This is a genomic window from Halalkalibacter oceani (genome assembly GCF_023715605.1).
In the GTDB taxonomy this organism is placed as follows: domain Bacteria; phylum Bacillota; class Bacilli; order Bacillales; family Bacillaceae_D; genus Halalkalibacter; species Halalkalibacter oceani.
On the sequence record NZ_JAMBOL010000009.1, the window covers coordinates 1 to 21,284 of the forward strand.

24 protein-coding genes, 10 tRNA genes and 1 rRNA gene are annotated in these 21,284 nt (G+C 45.8%); 4 read left to right on the forward strand and 31 right to left on the reverse strand.

The genetic code is table 11. The features are described 5' to 3' along the window. The 14 genes from M3202_RS11235 to M3202_RS11300 all read right to left on the reverse strand — a co-directional run. Positions 1-202: ribosomal RNA gene (locus M3202_RS11235) — 16S ribosomal RNA — on the reverse strand; the annotation flags it as partial. Between the two features lie 212 nt (positions 203-414). Continuing rightward, a tRNA-Ile gene (locus M3202_RS11240) sits at positions 415-491 on the reverse strand. A gap of 41 nt (positions 492-532) precedes the next feature. Further along, positions 533-606 (reverse strand) — tRNA-Gly (locus tag M3202_RS11245). 326 nt (positions 607-932) lie between these two features. Next, positions 933-1,009: transfer RNA gene (locus tag M3202_RS11250), tRNA-Pro, on the reverse strand. Positions 1,010-1,207: 198 nt separating this feature from the next. Further along, positions 1,208-2,053, reverse strand: coding sequence for an ABC transporter permease (locus tag M3202_RS11255; RefSeq protein ID WP_251223436.1), 846 nt, complete (start codon positions 2,051-2,053; stop codon positions 1,208-1,210). After that, positions 2,050-3,051 (reverse strand): ATP-binding cassette domain-containing protein, encoded by a 1,002-nt coding sequence (locus M3202_RS11260; protein WP_251223437.1) that lies wholly within the window; start codon positions 3,049-3,051, stop codon positions 2,050-2,052. The genes M3202_RS11255 and M3202_RS11260 overlap by 4 nt, the downstream gene beginning before the upstream one ends. A gap of 401 nt (positions 3,052-3,452) precedes the next feature. Then, positions 3,453-3,537 (reverse strand) — tRNA-Leu (locus tag M3202_RS11265). A gap of 28 nt (positions 3,538-3,565) precedes the next feature. Then, positions 3,566-3,648, reverse strand: a tRNA-Leu gene (locus M3202_RS11270). Positions 3,649-3,656: 8 nt separating this feature from the next. Beyond that, a tRNA-Asp gene (locus tag M3202_RS11275) sits at positions 3,657-3,733 on the reverse strand. 5 nt (positions 3,734-3,738) lie between these two features. Beyond that, positions 3,739-3,814 (reverse strand) — tRNA-Val (locus tag M3202_RS11280). A 67-nt stretch (positions 3,815-3,881) separates the two neighbouring features. Further along, positions 3,882-3,953, reverse strand: a tRNA-Glu gene (locus M3202_RS11285). Positions 3,954-3,967: 14 nt separating this feature from the next. Continuing rightward, positions 3,968-4,058: transfer RNA gene (locus M3202_RS11290), tRNA-Ser, on the reverse strand. Between the two features lies 1 nt (position 4,059). Continuing rightward, positions 4,060-4,134: transfer RNA gene (locus M3202_RS11295), tRNA-Asn, on the reverse strand. A gap of 252 nt (positions 4,135-4,386) precedes the next feature. After that, positions 4,387-4,857: a SprT family protein gene (locus tag M3202_RS11300; protein WP_251223438.1), complete on the reverse strand. Its 471-nt coding sequence runs from the start codon at positions 4,855-4,857 to the stop codon at positions 4,387-4,389. 83 nt (positions 4,858-4,940) lie between these two features. Between M3202_RS11300 and cmpA the strand changes: the two genes are divergently transcribed. Next, the gene (gene cmpA / locus M3202_RS11305) at positions 4,941-5,093 is read left to right on the forward strand and encodes a cortex morphogenetic protein CmpA (protein WP_251223439.1); all 153 of its coding nucleotides are present in this window, start codon (positions 4,941-4,943) and stop codon (positions 5,091-5,093) included. Positions 5,094-5,230: 137 nt separating this feature from the next. Here cmpA and M3202_RS11310 read toward each other — a convergent pair whose 3' ends face one another. The 14 genes from M3202_RS11310 to acpS all read right to left on the reverse strand — a co-directional run bounded on the left by M3202_RS11310 (position 5,231) and on the right by acpS (position 16,593). Further along, positions 5,231-7,399, reverse strand: coding sequence for a Tex family protein (locus M3202_RS11310; RefSeq protein WP_251223440.1), 2,169 nt, complete (start codon positions 7,397-7,399; stop codon positions 5,231-5,233). Positions 7,400-7,670: 271 nt separating this feature from the next. After that, on the reverse strand, positions 7,671-8,267 hold the full coding sequence (locus M3202_RS11315) for a SpoIIE family protein phosphatase (protein ID WP_251223441.1): 597 nt from the start codon (positions 8,265-8,267) through the stop codon (positions 7,671-7,673). Beyond that, positions 8,267-9,052, reverse strand: coding sequence for an RNA polymerase sigma factor SigB (gene sigB / locus M3202_RS11320; protein WP_251223442.1), 786 nt, complete (start codon positions 9,050-9,052; stop codon positions 8,267-8,269). Before sigB ends, M3202_RS11315 begins: the two co-directional genes overlap by 1 nt. Then, positions 9,015-9,500: an anti-sigma B factor RsbW gene (rsbW, locus tag M3202_RS11325; protein WP_251223443.1), complete on the reverse strand. Its 486-nt coding sequence runs from the start codon at positions 9,498-9,500 to the stop codon at positions 9,015-9,017. The genes sigB and rsbW overlap by 38 nt, the downstream gene beginning before the upstream one ends. Then, positions 9,497-9,829, reverse strand: a complete 333-nt coding sequence (locus M3202_RS11330) for an STAS domain-containing protein (RefSeq protein WP_251223444.1) — start codon at positions 9,827-9,829, stop codon at positions 9,497-9,499. Before M3202_RS11330 ends, rsbW begins: the two co-directional genes overlap by 4 nt. 58 nt (positions 9,830-9,887) lie before the next feature. Next, the gene (locus tag M3202_RS11335; RefSeq protein WP_251223445.1) at positions 9,888-10,901 is read right to left on the reverse strand and encodes a PP2C family protein-serine/threonine phosphatase; all 1,014 of its coding nucleotides are present in this window, start codon (positions 10,899-10,901) and stop codon (positions 9,888-9,890) included. 12 nt (positions 10,902-10,913) lie between these two features. Continuing rightward, complete coding sequence (locus tag M3202_RS11340) at positions 10,914-11,327, reverse strand: anti-sigma regulatory factor (RefSeq protein ID WP_251223446.1); 414 nt, start codon at positions 11,325-11,327, stop codon at positions 10,914-10,916. 2 nt (positions 11,328-11,329) lie between these two features. Next, positions 11,330-11,686 (reverse strand): STAS domain-containing protein, encoded by a 357-nt coding sequence (locus M3202_RS11345; RefSeq protein WP_251194400.1) that lies wholly within the window; start codon positions 11,684-11,686, stop codon positions 11,330-11,332. Positions 11,687-11,701: 15 nt separating this feature from the next. Next, positions 11,702-12,520: an RsbT co-antagonist protein RsbRA gene (locus M3202_RS11350; RefSeq protein WP_251223447.1), complete on the reverse strand. Its 819-nt coding sequence runs from the start codon at positions 12,518-12,520 to the stop codon at positions 11,702-11,704. 368 nt (positions 12,521-12,888) lie between these two features. Beyond that, positions 12,889-13,239, reverse strand: coding sequence for a type II toxin-antitoxin system PemK/MazF family toxin (locus M3202_RS11355; protein WP_251194402.1), 351 nt, complete (start codon positions 13,237-13,239; stop codon positions 12,889-12,891). A 3-nt stretch (positions 13,240-13,242) separates the two neighbouring features. Next, positions 13,243-13,527, reverse strand: coding sequence for a CopG family ribbon-helix-helix protein (locus M3202_RS11360; protein ID WP_251194403.1), 285 nt, complete (start codon positions 13,525-13,527; stop codon positions 13,243-13,245). Between the two features lie 209 nt (positions 13,528-13,736). Then, the gene (alr, locus tag M3202_RS11365) at positions 13,737-14,864 is read right to left on the reverse strand and encodes an alanine racemase (protein WP_251223448.1); all 1,128 of its coding nucleotides are present in this window, start codon (positions 14,862-14,864) and stop codon (positions 13,737-13,739) included. 163 nt (positions 14,865-15,027) lie between these two features. Then, entirely contained in the window at positions 15,028-16,047 is a 1,020-nt protein-coding gene (locus M3202_RS11370; RefSeq protein WP_251223449.1) for a LolA family protein, read from the reverse strand. 183 nt (positions 16,048-16,230) lie between these two features. Next, complete coding sequence (gene acpS / locus M3202_RS11375; protein WP_251223450.1) at positions 16,231-16,593, reverse strand: holo-ACP synthase; 363 nt, start codon at positions 16,591-16,593, stop codon at positions 16,231-16,233. A gap of 111 nt (positions 16,594-16,704) precedes the next feature. Here acpS and M3202_RS11380 point away from each other — a divergent pair, with 111 nt between their 5' ends. Then, positions 16,705-17,454, forward strand: a complete 750-nt coding sequence (locus M3202_RS11380) for a rhomboid family intramembrane serine protease (RefSeq protein WP_251223451.1) — start codon at positions 16,705-16,707, stop codon at positions 17,452-17,454. Positions 17,455-17,681: 227 nt separating this feature from the next. Here M3202_RS11380 and M3202_RS11385 read toward each other — a convergent pair whose 3' ends face one another. Next, the gene (locus tag M3202_RS11385) at positions 17,682-18,020 is read right to left on the reverse strand and encodes a DUF2325 domain-containing protein (RefSeq protein ID WP_251223555.1); all 339 of its coding nucleotides are present in this window, start codon (positions 18,018-18,020) and stop codon (positions 17,682-17,684) included. 220 nt (positions 18,021-18,240) lie between these two features. On the opposite strand from M3202_RS11385, the gene mgtE reads away from it, so the two are divergent. Next, positions 18,241-19,605, forward strand: a complete 1,365-nt coding sequence (mgtE, locus tag M3202_RS11390) for a magnesium transporter (protein WP_251223556.1) — start codon at positions 18,241-18,243, stop codon at positions 19,603-19,605. A 301-nt stretch (positions 19,606-19,906) separates the two neighbouring features. On the opposite strand, the gene M3202_RS11395 is transcribed toward mgtE, so the two are convergent. Then, the gene (locus M3202_RS11395; RefSeq protein WP_251223452.1) at positions 19,907-20,323 is read right to left on the reverse strand and encodes a universal stress protein; all 417 of its coding nucleotides are present in this window, start codon (positions 20,321-20,323) and stop codon (positions 19,907-19,909) included. A gap of 189 nt (positions 20,324-20,512) precedes the next feature. Here M3202_RS11395 and M3202_RS11400 point away from each other — a divergent pair, with 189 nt between their 5' ends. Beyond that, complete coding sequence (locus M3202_RS11400; RefSeq protein WP_251223453.1) at positions 20,513-20,821, forward strand: winged helix-turn-helix transcriptional regulator; 309 nt, start codon at positions 20,513-20,515, stop codon at positions 20,819-20,821. A gap of 129 nt (positions 20,822-20,950) precedes the next feature. Here the strand turns inward: M3202_RS11400 and nirD are convergent, their stop codons facing one another. Then, positions 20,951-21,277, reverse strand: coding sequence for a nitrite reductase small subunit NirD (gene nirD / locus M3202_RS11405; RefSeq protein WP_251223454.1), 327 nt, complete (start codon positions 21,275-21,277; stop codon positions 20,951-20,953). Positions 21,278-21,284 lie beyond the last annotated feature (7 nt).

The window sequence follows — 21,284 nt, forward strand, 5'->3', positions numbered from 1 at the left end:
TCCCGAAAATTATCCGGTATTAGCACCGATTTCTCGATGTTATCCCAGTCTGAGGGGCAGGTTGCCCACGTGTTACTCACCCGTCCGCCGCTGAATCCCCTGACGTCATCCCGAAGGAATCAATCAGGTTCATCCGCTCGACTTGCATGTATTAGGCACGCCGCCAGCGTTCGTCCTGAGCCAGGATCAAACTCTCCATAAAAATGGTGAGCTGATTAAGCTCTTACGTTAATAATTTGACAGTCGCTTCACGCTGCATCCTGTGCAGGCTCCGCTGACTTTTTTACGGTGACATTCGTCACCTTTTTCGCTTGGCTTTTGTTCAGTTTTCAAAGAACTCGTTGTCGTTTATGGCGACTTTATAATAATACAAGCCTCCCACCAAAAAATCAAGAACTTTTTCAAGTTATTTTCTGGTGGGCCTGAGTGGACTCGAACCACCGACCTCACGCTTATCAGGCGTGCGCTCTAACCAGCTGAGCTACAGGCCCTAAAAAAGGCATAAAAAAAGCACCTTGCTTTTATTTCATATTGGAGCGGGTGATGAGAATCGAACTCACGACATCAGCTTGGAAGGCTGAGGTTTTACCACTAAACTACACCCGCATGACAATTCATAATACTACACTTTTCTGAACACGCTACTTTATGCCTCTTCCTCTACTCGTGATTCAATGAAGTTCAATGCGTCGAGGCAACTCGATGCTTTTTCTTGGATGTATGGCTCGTGGCTGAGGTTTTACCACTAAACTACACCCGCATGACAATTCATATACTATACTTTGCTGAACACGTTACTTTATGCCTCTTCCTCTGCTCGTGATTCAATGAAGTTCAATGCGTCGAGGCAACTCGATGCTTTTTCTTGGATGTATGGCTCGTGGCTGAGGCTTTACCACTAAACTACACCCACATTCACACTAATTCAGAGATGGTCGGGAAGACAGGATTTGAACCTGCGACCCCCTGGTCCCAAACCAGGTGCTCTACCAAGCTGAGCCACTTCCCGTTTCGATTTTCCAGTTGCTATCCAGCACATTATTCTTTCGACAAGAATTAATATAGCACGCTTCCCGCTCGAGATGCAAGCTTTTTTTTATTTAAATTAAAATCGATTTTGTTGCGCCGCTCAAAAGACTTGCCTGGCGCTTATTAAAAAGCAAGAAAGTGTATGAAAGACAGCTGCCATTCATACACTTCTTGTCAGCTATTTCTTATTCCTATAAAGATACATCGTCAGTGGCGCAAATAAAATAATCAGCACAGCCGAAGCTAGCAGCACCCAGCTAATATCCTGCAGCGTAGCCGTCCCATGCATCGAACCACGAACAGCATCGACCAACAGTGAAATCGGATTGATAGAAACAAAGCCCTGCAGCCAGCCTGGTAACGTCTCCGGCTCCACGAATACATTGCTGACAAACGTTAAAGGAAAGAGGACCATCATGCTCGCCATCATCAACGATTTTTCCGAGCGCATCACGATCCCGAGAGTCGTCCAGATCCAAGAAAGGCTGAAGCAGAAAACAATGATGAGGGCGATCGCTCCCAACACGCCAACGATCCCCCCTTCAGGCCGAAATCCCAGAATCAGCCCGAGAACAATCATGATTGATGATGCCATAATATAGCGGACGGAATCAACGAGCAACGACCCTGCCAATGCAGACGGGAGCCAGATTGGCAACGTCCGAAAACGGTCAAATATTCCTTTGCGAATATCATTATTAAGGTCAACACCTGTGTACATTGTAATTTGACAAACCGTCATGGCGAGGATACCCGGAAGCAAAAACTGCAGGTAATCACTAGTCGATCCGGCAATCGCACCTCCAAATAAATACGTAAACATTAGTAAAAAAATGATCGGAAAAGCGGTAACGTCAAATAGCTGTTCTGGAATATGCTTGATCCGCAACAATGCTCTGGTTGCAAACGCCATTGTTGAAGCAGCCGGGTTTGGCGGACTTGGTCGCTTACCTGATGCGATTGCCTTATGCAGCTTTACGCTGTCGACACGATCCTGCAAAGGAGCAGTAGTCGGTTTGTTCAATTTGACCCCTCCTCATTTGAGCGCTCAGCCTGAAGGACTGATTCTCCAGTTAAGGTTAGAAAAACCTCATCAAGGCTTGGCTGTCCTAATGAAAAATCACTTACTCCAATATTTTCGCGAATCAAATCATTCAGTGCTTCCGCGGCAAGAGAAGGTTCATCAAGCTGTGCAAGCAATGCCGACGCGTCCGCTGTCTCGTGAAGCGTCGTGCCGAGACGTTTTTCTAAAATCGCAGCAGCGCGATCCCGCTCTGATGAATCAAGCAACCGGACATGCAATGTTCCGGAACCGACAGACGCTTTTAATTCTCCACTCGTTCCTTCAGCAATGATTTTTCCTTTGTTGATGACTGCAATCCGATCGGCAAGTTGATCGGCCTCTTCCAAATACTGCGTAGTCAATAGCACGGTCGTTCCAACCTGCGTCAGCGCCCGGACGATATCCCACACTTGGTTGCGGCTGCGAGGGTCAAGCCCGGTCGTCGGTTCATCGAGAAACAACAAGTCCGGAGTGACAACAATACTGGCAGCAATATCAATCCTTCGTCTCATTCCGCCAGAGTAGTTTTTCACCTGGCGTCTGGCAGCCTCCGTTAAATTGAAAGCCGAAAGCAATTCACGCGCCCGCGCTTTCGCTTCACGACGTGGATAACCCATTAGCCGCGAAATCAAGACCAAATTCTCCATGCCCGTTAAATCTTCATCAATAGAAGCATATTGGCCGGTCAAACTGATTCGGCTGCGAATGGCTGCGGTCTCCGTCGCAAGATCATGGCCAAAAATCCGCGCGCTTCCTCCATCTGGGGTCAGCAACGTAGCCAGCATCCGGATTGTTGTCGTTTTACCAGCGCCATTCGGTCCTAAAAACCCGTATACTGATCCTTTTCGAATCTTTAAATCAACTCCGTCCACCGCCTTAAAATTACCGAATATTTTGACAAGTCCTTTTGCTTCTACCGCCCATTCTTCTGCCAGGTTTCTTGCTTGGTTAGTCGTCATCCTTCATCACCCTTCACTTTGACATTCGCCCACGATGATGGCCTTTCCTTTCATCAAGCAGCATAATACACTCGCACCAAAAGTCAGAAACCGCGGTTTCTGTTTGTCGAAGAGACATTAAGCAAACACGTCAGATCGCCCCATTCACCCTTTCTTCCCTGCTATATTAAAAAGGGATCCGTCAACTTTGCGGATCATCTTCCGCAACCCACTTCCCCATTATAAAATTTAACACTGAACCGAATCAATGAGAGATGGTCATTTCACACATCTTCTTTACATTCCGCCTATATTTGAGCCAATTACAGGCATCCCAATCCTAAGTCATCTGCCATACTCTATGCAGACGACAAAAAATACCAACGCTCAGAAAGCGTTGGTATAAATTCTTAAAAAGATGATGCGGTTGAGAGGACTTGAACCTCCACGGGATTTAACTCCCACTAGGCCCTCAACCTAGCGCGTCTGCCATTCCGCCACAACCGCTTATTCAATTCAAAAAACTAAAAACAAGTGCGGGTGAAGGGACTTGAACCCCCACGTCACAAGGACACTAGATCCTAAGTCTAGCGCGTCTGCCAATTCCGCCACACCCGCAAAAGTGTTGGCGGTCCGGACGGGACTCGAACCCGCGACCTCCTGCGTGACAGGCAGGCATTCTAACCAACTGAACTACCGGACCAAATATGGTGGAGGATGACGGGATCGAACCGCCGACCCCCTGCTTGTAAGGCAGGTGCTCTCCCAGCTGAGCTAATCCTCCATCTACTTTTCAAGGCTTGTCTCTCTAAACGTTTTGCTTATTTCTTAGCCGATCTAAAAAATGCAAATGACCCGTACGGGATTCGAACCCGTGTTACCGCCGTGAAAGGGCGGTGTCTTAACCGCTTGACCAACGGGCCAGATTTTTTAAAAGTGGCGGAGAAGGAGGGATTTGAACCCTCGCGCCGCTCGCGCGACCTACACCCTTAGCAGGGGCGCCCCTTCAGCCACTTGGGTACTTCTCCGTGGCTCCACAGGTAGGACTCGAACCTACGACCGATCGGTTAACAGCCGATTGCTCTACCACTGAGCTACTGTGGAATATATCATTGAAGTTGTTCATTCATGCGCTTGTGGTTCCTGTCTCTTCCTCTTGACAGTCTCGCTCCGATGCTAGCTGCGTCGAGACAACTCGTAGCCTCTCCAAACGAGGTTTCCCTTATCACCTAGAAAGTCCAAATATCGACTTTATGTATTATATAAAATCAGTAGAAACAAGTCAACTATTTCTTCTCTCCGTTCAGCGACTTCTATAATATAGCATAGGCGTATCAAAATAGGCAATAGGTTTTTTTATATTTTTTTCAGCTTGCTGCGACATCTCCCACACACATATTTTTGTAAATTTATCCGTCGTTTCCGTTCAAAAACAAGCTCACATTTCGTGCATTGATAAATATGAGTCGTTTGCTTCTTGTTAAGAGTACCGGGGATCACCTGACAATAGCGAGGTGCTCCAACCTTCTCCAATAACTGTTTAAATTCAGGATCGCGATGCTGATAGCCCTTCCCTTGCAAATGGAGATGATAATGGCACAGTTCATGCTTGATGATCCCAATCACTTCAGCCAATCCAAAATGTTTCAGCTGCTTCGGGTTAATCTCGATATTATGACTTTTCAGCATATATCGCCCCCCTGTCGTTCGGAGCCTGTTATTAAAGAAGGCCCGGTGCACAAAAGGAAGGCCGAAGTACTCCAATGATAGTTCCTCCACTAATGCTTGAAGCTGTTCATTCTCTAAATGCAAAAAATTTTTATCCATAATTTTCACCGTTTCTTCAACTTTGACAAACCTTGCTTCATATACTAACGAAAATAAGGCATGTTATAAGGAGATGGACGCTTATGCCTACTTGGCTAAGACAACAATTGAAACGTGCATACCTCCAAAAAGACAGCTACCAAATCAAAATTTTGAATCAATGCTGGTTTTATTACAAGCAAAAGTACACCCACACAAACACAAACACCAACAATAAAAATAAAGCCGGGAGATGACTCAAAAATCACCCTTTCACGCGAAAAATCCCTGCCAGGTCATCTTCCGGTGAGGAAGCAGGCAGGAATTAGAGGCCTGCTCTGCTTGCTTTGCGCCTGTCTTTTGAGCCAACCCGAACGGCTTCCTTTACTAGAGACTACGATGACTGCTTCATTGTCAGGGCTATTCTCCCCTTTTGTACATCGACCTGTTCCACCCAGACCGTGACAATTTCTCCAACAGCGACGACCTCAAGCGGATGCTTCACAAAACGATTCGTCAGCTTTGAAATATGCACGAGGCCATCCTGTTTGACGCCGATATCAACAAAAGCGCCAAAATCAACAACATTACGAACCGTCCCTTGCAGTTCCATGCCAACTTGCAGATCCTCAAGCTGAAGCACTCCTTGCTTTAACAGCGGCTTGGCTGCTTCATCACGTGGGTCGCGCGAAGGACGGATCAGGGAATCAATGATATCCTTTAATGTTGGAACGCCAATCTCCAGCTTCTCTGCCATCTCCCTGATGTTGACCTTTTGCAGCTTTTCTTTCAACTGGTCCGTGCCGAGTTCCTTGACCGAAGAGCCGATCTCCTCCAGCAGCCGTTTTGTATCCTGATAGCTTTCCGGGTGGATCGCTGTCGCATCAAGCGGCTGACTTCCATCCAATATCCGGAGGAAACCAATCGCCTGTTCATACGTTTTCGCCCCAAGGCGCGGAACTTTCTTTAGTTGGGCACGGCTCGTCAACCTTCCCTCTTCTTCCCGGCGCTTTACGATATTTGTCGCGACCGTTTTCGAGAGCCCTGCTACATACTGCAATAAAGCGACAGAAGCCGTATTCACATTAACACCGACCTGGTTAACGACCGTTTCGACGACAAAGGTCAACGACTCATTTAAACGCTTTTGGGACACATCATGCTGATATTGACCGACTCCGACAGACTTCGGATCAATCTTCACCAGTTCCGCTAATGGGTCCTGCAGCCGTCTCGCAATCGAAGCAGCGCTTCTTTCCTCCACCTGAAGATCCGGAAATTCCTCCCGTCCTAATTCCGAGGCTGAATACACACTGGCTCCCGCTTCATTAACAATAAGATAATAAATCGAGCTGTCCAGTTCCTTCATTAGATCAGCGATAAATTGTTCTGTCTCTCTTGAGGCTGTCCCATTGCCGATTGCAATCATTTCGACGCCGTGTTTCTTGATTAACCCTTTTATCGTCGTCGCTGCTTTTTCCTTCTCATTGCGGGGAGGCGTCGGATAGACTACTGCAATATCCAATACTTTTCCGGTTTCATCAACGACTGCCAGCTTGCATCCAGTTCGGTACGCCGGGTCAACGCCGAGGACGACCTTGTCCTTCATCGGCGGCTGGAGCAATAAATGGCGTAAATTCTCCGAAAAAATATGAATCGCCTGCTCTTCTGCTTTCTCAGTCAGTTCATTGCGAATCTCCCGTTCAATCGAAGGTTCAATCAGACGCTTATAGCCTTCCTCGATCGCCTCCTTCACGATGGACGCAGCAGGGGAATGGGGCACTGATATGTACCTTCTTTCGATTTCACTAAGAATACGATCGACTGGAAAGCTGAGGCTGACACGCAAAACCCCTTCCTTTTCTCCACGATTCATCGCCAAAACCCGGTGGGGGACAATTGCTTTGATCGCTTCTTCGTATTCATAGTACATTTCAAAAACGCCTTTTTCATCCTGTTCCTTTTCCTTAACGGCCGTTTTCACTTTTCCTTCCTTGACACCAGTTAAACGAATCATTTTGCGAATGTCGGCATCATCGGAAACCCATTCAGCGATAATATCCTTCGCTCCTTGAATAACCGACTCCACATCCGGCAGCTCGTATTCTTCCGAAAGATATGCCTCAGCTTCTTTTTCAACCCTGCTTTCGAGCGGGAATGTAATCAGCCACTCAGCAAAAGGCTCCAACCCTTTTTCTTTGGCAATCGTTGCTCTTGTTCTTCTTTTTTGTTTGTACGGCCGGTATAAGTCCTCAATTTCCTGCAGCTTTTGCGCCTGCTCAATCGCCTGGCGCAGCTCAGGCGTTAACTTTCCTTGCTCATCAATTAACCGAAGCACCTCCTGCTGTCTCGTATACAGCTGGTTTGCGTACTCCCACTTCTCCATAATGGCGCGGATTTGCACTTCATCCAGTCCACCAGTCATCTCTTTCCGGTAACGGGCAATAAAAGGAACCGTATTCCCTTCCGCCACCAGTTGAATAAGCTGCTTTATGTATGTTTCCTTTATCGTAAGCTCGTCAGCAATCATTTTTACAGTCTTGCTCTCCAATTGGCTATCCATCTTCCCACACCTCTTTTAAACGGAATAAATCTATCATAGCACACAATAAGAAAGCCGCGCAGCGGCTTTCTTAGAAGCGACGGGTGGTGCCGTTACAAGCTTGTGGAGGAGGGATGGGAGGGCCACTCCTGCAGGGGGGGAAGGGCAGGTTGAAATCCACCAGCGTGCCCCCATCCGGGAGTGAGGTCGAAGAGTCGAACCCTGACTACTAAACAAAAAAAGAGTTTGTCTCAAAAGGAAGATGCCAGCGTCCCTTTGAGACAAACTCACCTTATAATTTCCCAACAAGCAATGTAACATCGTCAATCGCGTATCCGTCGGCCGGAAACAGCTCATTTGCCACCTTTTTTGGAGAAGCCATTTTCAACAGAAGATGTTTCGGCGGGGGATTTTGAATTCCGTCCGAAAACAAGAGGAAAGCACTTCCTTTTTGATACTTGAAGCACTGACTTTTTATCGTTTGCTTCTTGCCTGACAAATACCCTCGTGACGGGATCGGCTGAATGGTTTTTCCATCTGGAAAATGAAAGATAAACCCTATATTCCCGACATTGCTATAGCAAATTTCAGACTGGACGTAATCCACTTTTATAATCGTCATAACCGCTCCTCTCATAAAAAGGAGCGACTCGTTACAGGCTTCCATCATTTCTTCGACAGTAGCATGATGATTCATCTCAATCGTCTCAATTGCCGCTTTTGCCGACTGCAGGGCCCCTTCCCCGCTGCCAAGTCCGTCGGCGACAGCACACACTGTGTAATCCTCCGTATGAATCACAGTATGCGCATCTCCGCAGCAGGTCTTCCCCGGCTTGGCTTGCTCTAAAATAGCGACTTCAATTTTCCCATCATCGTAATAGCTAATCATTATAATATCTCCGTCGGTTCCATTCGAATCGACTCTCTCAGCTTTTCCAGCGCTCTTCGCTGCAGGCGGGAGACGTGCATTTGCGAGATTCCAAGCTTTTCTCCCGTTTCCTTTTGACTAAGATTGTCGAAATACGTCAAATAGAGAATCTGCTTTTCTCTTTCATTTAAAATCTGAAAAGCTTTTTCCAATAGAATTTTACGATCGGTCATTTCATATCCGGATTCTTCTTTTCCAACGAGGTCGAGCAATGTTACTTCCCCGCCCTCCTGATCCGCTTCTAAAGATCGATCAACAGATAGCGCTTGATAACTCTTGCTCATTTCCATCGTTTCGAGGACATCTTCCTCGGAAACATCTAAATAAGTCGCAATTTCATGCACTAAAGGGGAACGCTGATACTCGACCGTCAATGCTTCGACCGCTTTCTTTATTTTCGGTCCTAGTTCTTTTATCCTCCGCGGGACATGCACGCTCCATGTCTTATCGCGAATAAATCGTTTAATCTCCCCGACAATCGTCGGAACAGCAAAAGACTCAAAGCTGCGGCCAAAGGTTTCATCATACCTTTCCAGAGCAGCCAGCAACCCGACCATCCCGACTTGGAACATATCCTCATCGTACTCTCTTCCTTTGGAAAACTTACGGGCCAGCGAGCGTACTAATGCTTCATAGTGCTTTACTAAATAATATTGGGCATCTTCGTCCTTCGTATCCTGGTAACGCTTAATCCATTCATAGATTTGTTCATTGTTCTGGCTGTGCTGAAGAGACTCCGCTGACATTATGTTCCACCTCATCTCCTTGTAGGAACTTCGTCATCATTAGGACCACACCTGACTCATCATTAATCTCCACTTTATCCATGAGAGTATTAATGAGAAACAAACCGAGCCCCCCCTCTTTTAAATCCCCGACAGGCTTTGTCGAGTCTACCGGTCCTAAACGATCACGCAAGTTGTCTACATCAAAGCTTTGCCCACGATCAGCTACAACAATCTCCATTCTGTCAGGATAGAGATAAAAAGAGACATTCATCGTCCCGCCCTCTTGATAAGCATGGTCGACAACGTTCGTACATGCCTCGGCGACAGCGATCTTCATATCTTCAATATCGTCATAGGAAAACCCGAGACGATTCGCCACTCCAGAAACAGTCAAACGAACAACACCTACATACTCAGGTTTAGCAGGAATGCTCATCTGGATGTGATCGGCTTCGTGCTGCTTCATTTCATTTCCTCCTCTTCAACCTTTTCAATAGCAATGACTTCATCTAAACCCGTTATTGTAAAAAGGCGCTGCACACGCTCTGACATGCCTGTTAGTTTCAATGTTCCGTTATGGTTATGAGTCGCTTTCAACGCGCCGATAAAAATGCCAAGCCCCGTACTGTCGATATAACCGACGTCAGATAAGTCGACTGTAATATGCTGTCCCGGCTGTTCTGCCAGCGGGATAAGCGCCTCACGTAGTTTTGGCGCTGTATAGGCATCTATTTCTCCCTCTAAAAACAAAATACTGAGCCCCTCTTTATCTTCATGACGTATAGATAAATTCATCATCGATCTCCCTTCTTGCGACCTTAATATAATGAACAATACCACAATAAGCCGTAAACTAAACGTCTCTTCGCATGATCATCAGCGTAAAATCATCTCTCAGAATGAAGCCTTGCAGCTTAACCAGCTCCTGATACACATTTTCAACAAGCTGCTGGGCCGATAAGTGCATATACTTGCGAATTAAGGAAATAATTTCACTGCGTTCAATAAAATTATCCCCAACCCGGCATTCGGTTACGCCATCGGACAGAAAAATAATAAAGTCCCCTTTTTGGACTTGTACGTGATATTCAGTAAATTTTGTTTTCCGTGATACACCGAGCACAAGACCTTTCGCACGAAGCTCCTCAAATTCGTCGCGATCAGCGTGATAGAAAAAGCCCGGCTCGTGTCCCGCTCCCGAATAGCGGAATTCATGGGTACGCGGATCATAGGACCCGTACATCATCGTAATAAACATGCTATCGTCAACATTCTGCTCAACGACACGGTTTAAATTCTCTAATAATGCCCCTGGCTGCAAACGCTGCTCAGGAAGGCTGTCCATCGCATATTTAATCATCGACATACATAAAGCTGCCGGCACACCTTTGCCGATAATGTCGGCAATCGCCACTCCGAGGCAGCCATGATCATCAAGGATATAGTTATAATAATCTCCGCTCATCTTATTTGCCGGCACACTGATGACGCCAATGTCAAGCGAATCAATGTCCGGGATAGCGGCCGGCAGTAATGTCTGCTGCATATTGGCAGCTACATCAATCTCGGATTCCAGTTCCCGCTGTCTGTTTCGCAAACTTTGATGCTCTCGGTAAGCCAAGCCGTAGCCCATCATCACTTCAAGCAATAAATCAAATGAATCAATCACTTTATCCGGGACGGTTGGAAACAGCTCCTCCAACACGGCCCGATGGATGCTGACGAATTCTTCTGGTGAAATTTGATGTTCAAGAAGCACTTTGCTAAATTGTTGAGCTTGATATAAACCTTGCTCCGTTTTGCGATGAAGAAAGGTTTCTAATATATGTTTATATGCTTGTTCGAGATTTTGAACAGTCTGCTTCACAGAAGCCCTCCTTTATCGGAGCCATTTTGTTGCGGTGACGGTTGTACCTTCACCGGTCTTTGAGTCAATCGTAAATTCATCCATTAATCGCTTTACACCTGGCAGTCCTGCTCCCATTCCTCCAGATGTCGTAAATCCGTCAATCATCACCTGTCTAATGTCTGGAATACCAGGCCCCCGGTCACGCGCGACAATTTGTATCCCTTTTTTCAATCCTGTTTTTGTTGTCTTTTCTACGACTTCTAAACAGATTTCCCCAGGCTTTGCGTATAAATAAATATTACGCGCCAGTTCTGAAATTGCTGTGGTAATCCGGGCCTGGTCTACACTTCCAAAGCCAATTTCTTTTGATAACGTCCGCCCGGCTTGTCTCGCCGCAACAATTCCCCATTCATTCTTCACTTCTACACAGGATTGGGTCTCCATGTTTATCCCTCCAATTCCTGTTGTAGCTTCTCTAATCCCTGCTCTAAATCCAACGCTGTTGGCACTGAATCAAGTTTGATACCCATATCAATAAGCGTGATTGCCACAGCTGGCTGAATCCCAGTCAGAACAACTTTCGCCCCCATCAAGTTTGACATATCAACAACATCGCCCAGTACCTTGGCAATAAACGAATCAATCATATCGACAGAAGTCAGGTCAATCACAACCCCCGAAGAGCCCTCCACATGAATTTTCTGCAGAAGATCCTCCTGAAACTCCAAGGCGGTCTGATCATCTAATTCAACTTGAATACTGATCAACAAATATTGATTTAATTTCAAAATTGGAATTCTCATTTTTTTCCCTCCAAACTACAAATCCACCATTTTTTTATTCGTCATCTCCAACGCCGATTCAATTCCCTTTTTCAATGTGCTCTTTGTCGGAAACTTGCTCAGATCAATTCCCAGATTGACGATCGTCTGGGCAATTTCCGGACGAATTCCAACAAGGATGCACGTCGCACCGACAAGCCTGACAGCCTCCGAAGCCTGGATAATATGATGAGCGACCATCGTATCAACGACAGGCACACCGGTAATGTCAATTAACACGACTTGTGAGCGGTGCTTGATGACGCCATCCAGTAAATTTTCCATAATAAGCTTTGCACGCTGGGTATCAATCGTACCGATCAGCGGCATGACTGTTACCCCCTGAAAAACCGGGATGAGCGGCGCCGACAACTCCAAGAGCGACAATTTTTGCATTTCAAAAATATCTTCCCAGGATCCCGTGTAATCGTACACGAGTTGATTAATCACGCCATCAATCCAATTTTCCAGTTCACTGAAGGTTTTAACAAGCTCGCTTACCTCGCTCTCATTCTCTGAAAGAGCGACGAGAAGGACCCGGCGAAAAGCTTGCAAGCCCTTTGTGAAGTAGGCAAGCGGCCAGCCGCTCTGAATATAGCGGTCTGCAAATGCACTCAACCGTTCCTTGGCCTGCTCTTGATCCATTTCTATGATTTCTATAATAAACTGCATAAAATCATGGCTCGTATTTTCAAAGACAGATTCAGAAACGGAGCCCAGGTAATTCTCGTCCCGGACAGCCCCCAGCTCTTCTTCCCAGCGCTCAATCAAGGTTTGACGGTTCTTTAAAATAAAAGAGACGATATAAGGTTGCATGCGTTTTTTTCCTCCAATTTAATCTTCTTCTATTATTATTTCATGAGTAATTTACAGTTGCAAAGATTATTTAAGAAAACCGCGCGGCGGCTTTTCTTAAATGCACTAGCTGAACAGGCATTCTCGCTCCTTCTTGCCCCCAGTAAAGAGTCGAGTATACTTTATCCATTCTTATTATCTTAAAAAATGACTGCATCCTTACTCATTACCCTTTATCAGTCTGCTAAAAACCACATATAGCAAAGAGGATGTCCAAAAAGCTAAGGCTTTTTGGACATCCTCTTTGTCATGCACGGAGCCGTGAGCGAAGGGCCGCTGTTTTGCCGAAAGCAGAAATCTTCCGGCAAAACACGTTAACGACGACTCCACTAAAAATCGATCAATCCCAAGCTAATGAACAAGGCATCATTCACTCGGTTCATCATATCATCATCCAAGTGAGTGATCTTATCGGTTAATCTTTGTTTGTCAATCGTTCGTACCTGTTCAAGCAAAATAACTGAATCACGATCAAATCCATAACGCTTTGCATTGATTTCAACATGAGTCGGTAATTTTGCTTTTTGAATTTGCGCAGTGATCGCTGCGACAATCACAGTCGGACTAAAGCGGTTGCCAATATCATTTTGAATAATGAGGACTGGCCTCACACCGCCCTGCTCAGAGCCAACCACAGGAGAGAGGTCGGCAAAATAGACATCGCCTCTTTTGACAATCAAAGGCTACACCCCGCTCACTAAGCGATCGAGGGTATTCTCTGCTTCCTCCTCGGCAAGAAAAGATTCTGAGGCAATGTTCAGGTTGATTTTTGCCATCTCCATATAGCCTTGCTGCATCGTTTCGCGAATATGACGTCTTTTTCGTTCACGTAAATACATCTTTGTTGCCTGTGAAATAAACTCACTCCGATTGACGTTTTCCTGTTTGATCACACCGTCCACCTCGTTCAACAAATGTTGTGGCAAATTTACTACAATGCGCTTAGTGCCTTGCTCCGTCACACACATCCACCCCCAGCATCAACCATGAAATCTCTCGTTAGTCGCTTTGTATTGCTTACTAAATACAACTCTTATATCCACCATTAATCATAGCATTTGCAACCCTCAATTGCAAAGGGCTTTTCAGCGTTCGGGATCATTATTTTTTTACTGTTCCAAAGCTTTGGCCGACACTCGTTTTTTGCCGCAAAATGAACCGCCTTTTTCATCCTTTATCATATATATATTCGCGGCACCCGTTCACTAATGACACATGGAATTTCATAATTGATCGTCTCCAGCCGTGCCGCTACTTCATCCATCGTAATCTCGTCATCGCCGTCTTTGCCGATTAACGTCACGACAGTTCCCTCTTCCACCGGTCCGGGCAGCCGAATCATGCATTGATCCATGCAAATGCGCCCGACAAACGGCGCTCTCTTGCCGTTGACAAGAACTTCACCGACGCGTTGACTATGGTAGCGCAGCCAGCCATCTGCATATCCGATCGGAAGGGTGCCGATCCACTCTTCTCCCGTCGTCCGGTATGTCGCGCCATAGCTGATCGCTTCTCCGGCTGGAAGCTTTTTCACCTGCACAAGCCGGCATTTCAGCGAAAAGGCGGGCTTTAACTCGACCGGCAGCTGTGCTTTAATCGCCGGCGAAGGCGTCAAACCGTACATTGAAATCCCGAGACGGAATAAGTCAAATGCCTTCTCCGGAAAACGCATGCCCGCCGCGCTATTGCCGGTATGCAAAAGAGGCGGCGGAACATTCCACTCCTCCAGCCAGCTTACCATTTCACAAAACCGTTTATGCTGTTGCTCATAATAGCCAAGGTCGAGTTCATCCGCCGTCGCAAAATGGGTGTAAATTCCTTCTATAGTAATTGCCTTTTGTTCCTTCGCGTATTCAAAGAAGGCGGCTGCCTCCTCCTTCGTCCGCATCCCGATCCGGCCCATTCCTGTATCAAATTTCACATGAATCGAAATCGTCCTGTTCGGTCCGATATAGGACGGCGCCTCTTCAAGCCATTCCTTTTGAAACACAGTAAGGCTGATCTTTTGCTCGGCTGCCAGGCCGGCATATTTAGGGCTGACCCGGCCAAGCACTAAAATCGGCGCCTTAATCCCCGCTTCTCTCAGCTGAATGGCCTCTTCAAGCAAGGCAACCGCCAAATAAGACGCACCGGCCTGTAACGCTGTTTCAGCGACCTGTAACGCCCCATGACCATAGCCGTTCGCCTTTACGACCGCAATAACCTCTACTTTTTTTTTGTCGTAGAGACGCTTAACTGCTTGTACATTATGAGCAATCGCCGCAAGAGACACTTCTGCCCATGTATCACGAAAATGCTGCTCCATCTCATTCATCCCTTCACTCTCACTCCACCGATTACCTCTCTTATTTTAGCACACCACCAGAGCGGATGATATGGGACGGACCACCTTGAAAGCAAGAAAAGGATGGACAAAAAGGTCTTCTCCCTTTTGACACATCCTCCACAAAACGTTGCATGAAGATACATTATTTTTCCTGCGTACCGTAAACTGAACGGGCAATCGCCATCATCTCATCCTCATTTAAAGCGGCGGATGCCAATAAGAAGTCGACTCCATTATAGGACCAGCTTAACGATTCTTCGGTCATCACGCCGATCGTAAAGCCAAGATCCACCGGCTCTCCTTCATTTACGCTCATTGGCGTCGAAACGGTCGAGGCAGGGACGACCTGGCTCTGTTCCTGAATTAAAGTAAACGGCTGCTCTCCCATATATTGCAGCACAACGCGCTGTCCGGTTTCAGCTTCAATCGTCTGGGAGGAATCAAACTCTGTTCCATCCGGAGTATACATCGGATAATGAACAGTCAACGCCTCGGACGGCTCAGCCATCGCCGGCTCTTCCGTCATCTGCGCTCCCGTCATATTCCGTTCCATATCGAAATCACCCTCATTGAAGCTTGTGTTCCATTCAAAGCTGTTGAAATCAAGCTGGACAAGCACTTCCAAATCAGTATTCATGATTTTCACTTGCACCGGAGAGAGATCCTTTTTATTCAACGTAATTTCCTGGGTGCTTAAATTCTTGTTTTGATAGTTGGTGTTTGTTTGAAAAACATAGTGATCATCCGTCGCCTGGAAGGAGCGTTCGGGATCCATTAAAATATCCTGGATGAGCGATTCATACAAATAGACTTGGCTGCTGTTTGTCGGCCAATCACTTTGAAAACGGAAACTCTTGTTTAAAGCGGGTGTTAACACGAAAACCCCGTCATCGTTTCGTAATATGATCTGGCTTTGGTCTTTTTCCTGGTTTTGCAAGGCAACGCGATAATAGTTTTTCGCCTGATACCACACCTCCACTTCATATGTCTGTGATTCATTCCCCGTTTCCAGCGTCATCGTGGAATTCGTCTTATACCCAGTCATTTCGGTAAGCTTTCCATCTAGGTCACTCATAATGTCTTCCTGTGATTTTTCACCGCAGCCTACGAGCATAATGGCCAATATAAGCGTAAGAGCGGCTACCCATCCTGCTTTTTTCATGCTTTCACCCCTTTGTCTCATTTGACGCCAAAGAAGAGAGCGAACTCATTTGAAAAGAGTATCAGAGTAACAGGGCAAGCAAACAGACTGGGGAGTTTGCCAACCGCCACCTCCTCTTCTCAAATGGGAAGCCTCTCTTATTCGCACTACAACTATATGAGACAACCTGGGGCAATATGCAGACTAGCTTTCCAAGCTTTCAATGATGACCTGGGCGATCGCCTGCGTCTTACTATGAGAAATAGACAAATGTACCTTTTGATCATAGTTCCTGGCAACGAGATACGGTTTGCCCGTCTCTTCCTTTCTCACTTCAAGATCAAGCCAGCTAAACGTTGCTGAAATTCCCGTGCCTATCGCCTTGACAAAGGCTTCCTTGGCGGCAAAACGTCCAGCGAGAAACTCTGTTTTTCTGCCTGCTGACAGCAGCGCATATTCTTTCTGTTCCGCTTCGGTCAAAACCCGGGTAATGAAACGCGGCTGACGTTCTGCCAGCTGTTGAATTCGTGCTAGTTCAACAAGATCGATCCCCGTGCCAATGATCATAAGTTAAGACCTCCTTTGCCGTCATGTTTTTCTATATCGTTCATAGGTTTTCTAAAAAAGGAAAAACGGCGATTCTCTGTTATAATAGCAAATATTGAAGGAGGGTGAAGCATGTTTATCCGAAATGAAAGCTTCTATTCATTTAGAAAGCAATATCCTGTTATTACAATTCTTGTGGCCATCCATCTGATTCTCTTCGTTTGGATGAACTTTTTGCCATTTGGCGATCTCATCCTGGCATACGGAATCGGATTTAATCTTGATGTAGCGAATGGAGAATACTGGCGGCTTGTTACGCCAATCTTTATGCATATCGGTATGGGCCATGTGCTATTCAATTCTTTTTCCCTCGTTATTTTTGGACCGGCTTTGGAACAGATGCTTGGCCGGTTTAAGTTTATTCTTACCTATTTACTGACAGGGATTGCCGCCAATGTGGCAACTTTTTGGGTTGGCGGTTTAATGTATGGTCCACACCTCGGTGCTTCGGGAGCGATTTTCGGGCTGTTTGGGCTCTATGTCTACATTGTTCTTTTCCGGAAAGAGCTGATTGATCAGGCAAATGCCCAGCTCGTTCTGACGATTATCGCGCTCGGCTTAGTCATGACCTTCCTCGGAACGAATATTAATATTTTCGCCCATTTGTTTGGATTAATTGCCGGGGCGGCCCTCGGGCCGATTATTTTAACCGGCGTTCGCCCCTATTCCGCCTATCGGCAGCGTGTATATGATGAAGGAGAAGTTGCCTTTGATCCAACCCGCTGGCAAAAGAGGCAAAACATGCGAAAGCGCCTTAAGCCGGTCATTTGGTCCATTCTCATTCTGCTCGTCGTCATCGGCCTTGCCTCCCGGCTGTTTTAAAAAAGAGCTTGAGACAAAACTAGCTTTGGACCTACTGGCAATGGCTTCACACGCCACAAGCCCGTTATGAGAAACCCACTCACAACGGGCTTTAAAAGATCGTGGCGGTTCCGCTCATTGCTTAGAGAGGCTGGGAAAAAGGTAAAAAAACAACCTTTTGACCAGTCTCTTTGTGCAGAACGGAACCACTGCCATTTTTTATGGCAAGCTCAGCTTCTGACCCATTCTTACGTTTTGCCAGCTTTTGAAGCGAACTGGCATTGCTCTTTGTTCATACAATTATATTCACAATTGCCAATTGCCTGATAAATCGAACACCACGAGCGCTTCGCGTAACATATCGGAATGTCTTGTTCAGCCGCTTTCTTTTTCAGCACAGATGTCAAATTATGATTGATAAAATCTGTCAGAACAAGAATTAAATCAATATGAGCGGGAATTTCCTTCTTTACCATTTGCACCTTTCTTCCACTAACATGATTAATCTCACTAAAACCCATTTGCTCCAGTTTTTTAGGAATCGATCCTAGCCGATCTGCGCCAACAATTAATAGTGATGAAGACATCCATAACAGCTCCTTATATTGATAATAATTCTCATTATCAATATTGTAATTGAAATTCATTCTCAATGTCAATGCTATTTCAACGATTCGTTCCACTCTGATTCCATTCACCTCTTCTTTCCTATTTCTCAAGAGGCAAAATCTTTAAAAAAAGAACATTTTACTTAGTCGGATTTTTTTTGTAAAGTGGTAGAGGATGATCAGAAATGAGGTGAACGAGATGATTGCCAATATGACAGAAGACCAATTGCTTGTATTAGTCATTAAGTATATAAAAGAAGCAAAAAGAGGAGCCTTGCAGCAGCTTTTAGATGAACTTCATCCTTATGATTTTGCGCAAATCTATCGGGGATTGCCGGAGAAGCATCATCATAAATTCTTAACTTTTTTAACCCCGGGGCAAATCGCCGATCTCATTCAGGAATTGGAGTACGACGTCCAGCTGGAAATTCTTCAGCAGCTGGGAATTGAACGTTCCTCAAAAGTTATGGACTTGATGGATAATGATGACTTGGCCGATTTATTAAACGAGCTGTCAGTCGATAAAATAAAAGAGTTTCTTGATGTCATGAAGAAAGAAGACTCGCAAAACATCCAGTCTTTAATGAGCTACCCAGCCGAAACAGCCGGTGGTCTCATGACCAACCAATTTGTCTGGATTCACGCCGATCAAACCGTTCGCCAAGCCGTTGACAAATTAAAGGCTTACGCGAGTTTTTCCGAAAACATTTATTATTTATATGTGATTAACCATGAAAAAAAACTTGTCGGCGTTGTTTCCTATCGCGACCTGTTGATCGCCGAAATCGATGATAAAATTGAAGATTTAATGTTTAACCGGGTCGTCGCCGTCCATGTTGACGCCGACCAGGAAGAGGTCGCCCGGACGATTGAACGCTATGACTTCATCGCGGTGCCGGTCGTCAATGATGATAACGTCCTTCTCGGGATTATTACAGTCGATGATGCCCTTGATGTTGTAATTCGTGAGGCCAATGAGGATATTGAAAAGCTATCGGCTTCCGGTAAGGACATCGACTTTAACACAAAGGCATTAACGGCTTCATTCCGGCGGTTGCCGTGGCTTATTCTTCTGTTGTTTATCGGGCTTGTTTCAGGCAGTATTATTAGTGGATTTGAAGAAACATTGGATCAGGTCGTCGCTCTTATTTTCTTTATGCCTATGATTGCAGGAATGACCGGTAATACCGGAACTCAATCGCTTGCTGTGGTCGTGCGCGGGATTATTTCTCATCACATCGACCGCCGGACGGTCATCAGTCTCGTTTTTCGCGAGCTGCGGGTCGGACTGATTATCGGCCTCACTTGCGGACTGTTGATTATGCTGATCGCCTTTGTTTGGCAGGACAATCTCATTCTCGGACTTACAGTGGGGATCTCCTTATTGATTACGCTAATTGTCGGAACGTTGGCAGGGACTGTTATCCCGTTGCTGTTATACCGTTTGGGAGTTGATCCGGCCGTCGCTTCCGGGCCGCTCATTACAACAATTAATGACATTTTTTCCTTAATGATTTATTTTGGAATTGCTACAATGTTTTTGTCCCGGTTAACCGGTTTGTAAATGTAAGGCCTATTTCCCCGGAAATAGAAAATGGCTGTCCAAAAATGTCGATTAACACATTTTTGGACAGCTCACATCCTCGAATCATGACAGGTACTTCCCCATCCTTTTTCTTCTATCACGTTGTAACAAAGTGCCCAATTATCCAAAATGCAAGTCCGTAAATGATCGTAATCAAGGCAATAAGTGCGAATAATTTTTTATTCGATAACTTCATTATTTAGCCCACCTTTTCTCATCTTCCTCATTAGTATACTACATTTGCAGAAAGATAAGCCTTGACACTCTCTTGAACAAACGTTTACTTAATCACGAGAACTGGGCAGAAAGCGCGCTTCACTACTTTATGACTGACGCTGCCAAGAACCATTTGCTGAAGCGGGTTTAGCCCGCGGCTGCCGATTACGATTAAATCCGCTTCGGCTTCTTTGGCAAATTTGACAATCGAGGCCGCCGGCTCCCCGCGGACAATTTTCACTTCATATTGAATGCCTTCCGCTTCCGCCCACTTTTCCACCTGTTTCAGTTTCTCCATCCGTTTTTCCATGATTCCCTGCACGTTCCAAGTGCTGATAATATCGGATTTACTCGTCGTTCCATCAACGACATAAACGACAAATACATACGACTTATATTTTTTTGCCAGCTCGATCGTTTGCTCTGCTGCCTTAAGTGATTGCTCCGAACCGTCCGCTGCGATGACAATTTTTGCAAACATGCTATCTCCTCCCGACCTTTACTATTACTATTTTATCATTATTGTCTAAACTTGTTACGCTAAACAACGAGATTCCCAAAAAGGTACCGCTTGCCGCAGTTTTTGAGCTCTCATTTCGACAATCCATAAGGCTCATCTACTTTCTGCCCGAGCATTATGGTAAACTTAAATGTGAACGAGGTGAGAAAAATGGATTACAGTACAATGTGCCCTAAGTATGAGCAGGCCATCGACTTACTTGGGAAAAAGTGGACTGGCTTAATTATTCGTGTTTTATTAGATGGCCCGAAGCGTTTCAAAGATATAAAGGCTCAAATTCCAGATATGAGTGATCGTATTTTAACTGAACGTATGAAAGAACTTGAGCAGTTGCAGGTCGTACGCCGGACGGTTTACCCGGAAAAACCGACGCGGATCGAATATTCTTTAACAGAAAAAGGCCTTGCTCTTGAACCGGTGATTGAATCGATTCAAGCTTGGGGTGAGAAATGGACTTGACGGCCCGAAATGGACAAAGAAGAGGCTTGGCAAAAGGTTGGTTTTTTACCTTTTGCCAAGCCTCTACGTAATGAGGAAGCCATTGCCTTTGTCTCAAGCTCCCTAAATCAACAAAGACGCAGTTTTTTCTTAAAAAAACCTTATATAAATATCTTCCCCCACAATGTCTACTTCATAGCGTTTGACGCAGCCCTCATCCGGCGCCTGAACGATGCCATCCCGAACATTAACCTTCCAGTCATGAAGGGGACAAAAAACATGCTCCCCACTGACAATTCCTTCTGATAGCGGCCCACCCTTGTGAGGACAACGGTTTTGAATCGCATGAACGCCTTGGTCCTCCTGCTTAAATAGCGCGATTTCTTCACCGGCGATTTCGACTTTTTTTCCGAGGCCGATCGATAATTCATCAAGGCGGGCCACCTTGACTTTTTTTACACTATTTGCTGTTTTCATTGCTTCC